This is a genomic window from Sphingomonas sp. CCH9-F2 (assembly GCF_001556735.1).
Taxonomy (GTDB): domain Bacteria; phylum Pseudomonadota; class Alphaproteobacteria; order Sphingomonadales; family Sphingomonadaceae; genus Sphingomonas; species Sphingomonas ginsenosidimutans.
Map to the genome: position 1 here is coordinate 1 of NZ_LSJO01000256.1, position 3,082 is coordinate 3,082.

Annotated in this window: 1 protein-coding gene and 2 pseudogenes; 2 read left to right on the forward strand and 1 reads right to left on the reverse strand. The window is 69.3% G+C overall.

The features are described 5' to 3' along the window. Positions 1-973: pseudogene (locus tag AX685_RS07635) on the reverse strand (hypothetical protein); the annotation flags it as partial. 141 nt (positions 974-1,114) lie between these two features. Between AX685_RS07635 and AX685_RS07640 the strand changes: the two are divergent. Together AX685_RS07640 and AX685_RS07645 are read left to right on the forward strand one after the other, a co-directional pair. Next, positions 1,115-2,626 carry an NAD(P)/FAD-dependent oxidoreductase gene (locus AX685_RS07640; RefSeq protein WP_066487199.1) on the forward strand — a complete coding sequence of 504 codons (1,512 nt, stop codon included), beginning with the start codon at positions 1,115-1,117 and terminating at the stop codon, positions 2,624-2,626. Between the two features lie 23 nt (positions 2,627-2,649). Then, a pseudogene (locus tag AX685_RS07645) lies at positions 2,650-3,082 on the forward strand (hypothetical protein); the annotation flags it as partial.

Genomic DNA, 3,082 nt, shown 5'->3' on the forward strand with positions numbered 1-3,082 from the left:
ACCAATATGCGCCCGCGCCGATCGCCGGCAGCGGGACGACCAGCACCGACTTGGGGTTCTGGAACGACGGCGGGTTGTTGAGCTGCAACCGCATCCGGTCGCCATGGCTGACCGCCAGCGCGGGCGCATATTGGTAGCTGGCGCTGCGGAACACGCCGAACAGCCGCGCGAAATCGCGCGCCAGCGAGATGTACGGGCTGTACAGCCCCGCGCCCGCTTCCTTGGTCGCGGCGAGGCTGTAGGCGAATTGCGTCGTCGTGCCGCCGATCGTCTCGGCCAGCGACGCGCCGCCGCCGGTCTGCAGCACCATCCCCTCGCGGTTCTGCGTCAGGCAGGCGGCCTGCAGCGCGCGCGGGCGCGACAGGCAGGCGGCGTCCAGCCGGATCGCCAGCGATCCCGCCAGCGCGGTCGACACCGGCTCCAGCCGCTCGGTCGATGCTTCCTCCGCACGCGCGATCCCGGCGACGAAGGCGTCGAACCGCGCACGGTCCAGCGATGCCTGGAACAGGTCCTGCGCGGCGCGCACGAACACGCCCGGCCGCCCGCGCACCGCCTGCACCACCGCGCCGTAATCGCCGCCGGTTTCGGGGGCGAGCAGCGCGATCGCCTGTTCCGCGCCCTCCGGCACGGTGGCGGTGATCGTCCCCTTTTTCGGTACCCAGGTGTCGGCGCGGAAGAACCAGTTCTTGGGCGGCGGATTGGTCGCCCCGCGCAGGAAGGCGAGGATGAGGACGTAGCGCGCCGCCTGATCGGCGGGCAGGTCGGCCTTCAGCACCAGCTTGTCGCCCGCGCGCAGGCCCGGCACCTGCCCGATCGGCAGCGTGGCCTCGCCGCGCGTCACCGTCATGGTCAGCGGCGGTCCGGCCAGGTCGAAGCTGTTGCTCGCCTGCTGCGCGCGCACCGCCAGCGGGACCGCGGTGGCAAGGGAGGTCGCGGCCAGTGCCGCCGTCAGCCTGTATCGCATCGCCCGCATGCCGGCCCCTATAGAACAGCCGCGCGCCCGCTGGCCACCGTCGCGCGGCGGGGGTCTTAACGGTTCGTCAACCATCCTGCGGCATGTCCGGCGGCGAACCCTGCGCGATCGGGCGCAGCCGGCGAAGGGCGGGAACGACGGATGGCGAAAGACGGCGCGGTGGTGGACGTCGCGATCATCGGCGCGGGGCCGGCGGGCCTGACCGCCGGCTATCTGCTGACCAAGGCCGGCTATTCGGTGGCGATCATCGAGAAGGACCCCGTCTATGTCGGCGGGATCAGCCGCACCGTCGAACACGACGGCTTCCGCTTCGACATCGGCGGGCACCGCTTCTTCTCGCGGTCGAAGGAGGTCGTTGACCTCTGGAACGAGATACTGCCCGACGATTTCATCGAACGCCCGCGGATGAGCCGCATCTATTACGAGGGCAAGTTCTACAGCTATCCGCTGCGCGCGTTCGAGGCGCTGGGCAACCTCGGCATCCTGCGCTCGGCCCTGTGCATGATGAGCTTCGCCAAGGCCAAGCTGCTGCCCAACCGCAACGTGAAGAGCTTCGAGGACTGGACCGTCAACGCCTTCGGCCGGAAGCTCTATTCGATCTTCTTCAAGACCTATACCGAGAAGGTGTGGGGCATGCCCTGCGACGCAATGAGCGCCGACTGGGCGGCGCAGCGGATCAAGGGGCTGTCGCTGTGGGGCGCGGTGGTCGACGGGCTGAAGCGGTCGCTGGGGCTGAACAAGGTGCCCAACGACGGAATGCAGACCAAGACGCTGCTGGAAAGCTTCCGCTACCCGCGGCTGGGGCCGGGGATGATGTGGGATGCCGCGCGCGACCGGATCGTGGAGCGCGGCGGACAGGTGCTGATGGGCCACGCGCTGCGCCAGCTGACCTTCAACGCCGCGACGCAGCGGTGGACCGTCGCGGCGACGCACGGCGACGGCGGCGTGGCGATCAACGCCGCGCACGTCATCTCCTCCGCGCCGATGCGCGAACTGGCCAGCCGGTTGCACCCGCTGCCCGCGACGCTGCCGGAGGCCGCGAACCTCAAGTATCGCGATTTCCTGACCGTCGCGCTGATGATCCGCTCGCCCGATCTGTTCCCGGACAACTGGATCTACATCCACGATCCCAAGGTGAAGGTCGGCCGCATCCAGAACTTCCGTTCCTGGTCGCCCGAAATGGTCCCCGATCCGGCGATCGCGTGCGTCGGTCTGGAATATTTCTGCTTCGAGGGCGACGGCCTGTGGTCGTCCAGCGACGAGGAGCTGATCGCGCTGGCCACCGCCGAGATGGCCGCGCTGGGGCTGTGCGACCCCGCGCATGTCGAGGGCGGCGCGGTGGTGCGCCAGGAAAAGGCCTATCCCGTCTATGATGAGGATTACGCCCAGAACGTCGACATGCTGCGCCGCGAACTGGAGGCGCGCTATCCGTCGCTGCATTGCGTCGGGCGCAACGGCATGCACCGCTACAACAACCAGGATCACGCGATGATGACCGCGATGCTGACCGTCCGCAACATCCAGGCCGGCGCGCGCGTCTACGATATCTGGGGGGTGAACGAGGATGCCGAATATCACGAAAGCGGCAGCGAGGGCGAAGCCGCCGCGCTCGCCAGCGTGCGGCAGGTGCCGGGCCGGCTGAAGGCGGCCTGAGCCGCCGCGGCAGGTCGATACCCGTGCCCACCGACACCCCCGCGCCGTCCGATCGCCGCCGTTTCGTCGCGGCGGTGCTGGGCGGGTGGCTGTTCACCGTCCTGATCCTGCTGGCGATCAGCGCGCCCGATATCGCGGCGCTGCGCTTTCCCGATGCCGACGATGCGATGCGCATGATCGAGGTGCGCGACTGGCTGGCCGGACAAGGTTGGTTCGACGTTGCGCAGCATCGGCTGAACGGCGGCGATTTCCCGATGCACTGGTCACGGCTGGTCGATATCCCGCTGGCCGCGACGATCCTCGCGCTGCGCCCGCTGCTGGACGCCGGCGCCGCGGATCATGTCGCGGCGGTGTTGGTGCCGATGCTGACGCTGCTGGCCACGATGGCGCTGATCGCGTCGATCACGCGCCGTGTCGCCGGGATGGCGCCGGCGTCCAGCAGCGGGCGCAGCGCGA

Excerpts from the sequence above, each read along its gene's own strand:
- AX685_RS07640 (WP_066487199.1), top strand. The coding sequence starts at position 1,115 with ATGGCGAAAGACGGCGCGGTGGTGGACGTCGCGATCATCGGCGCGGGG.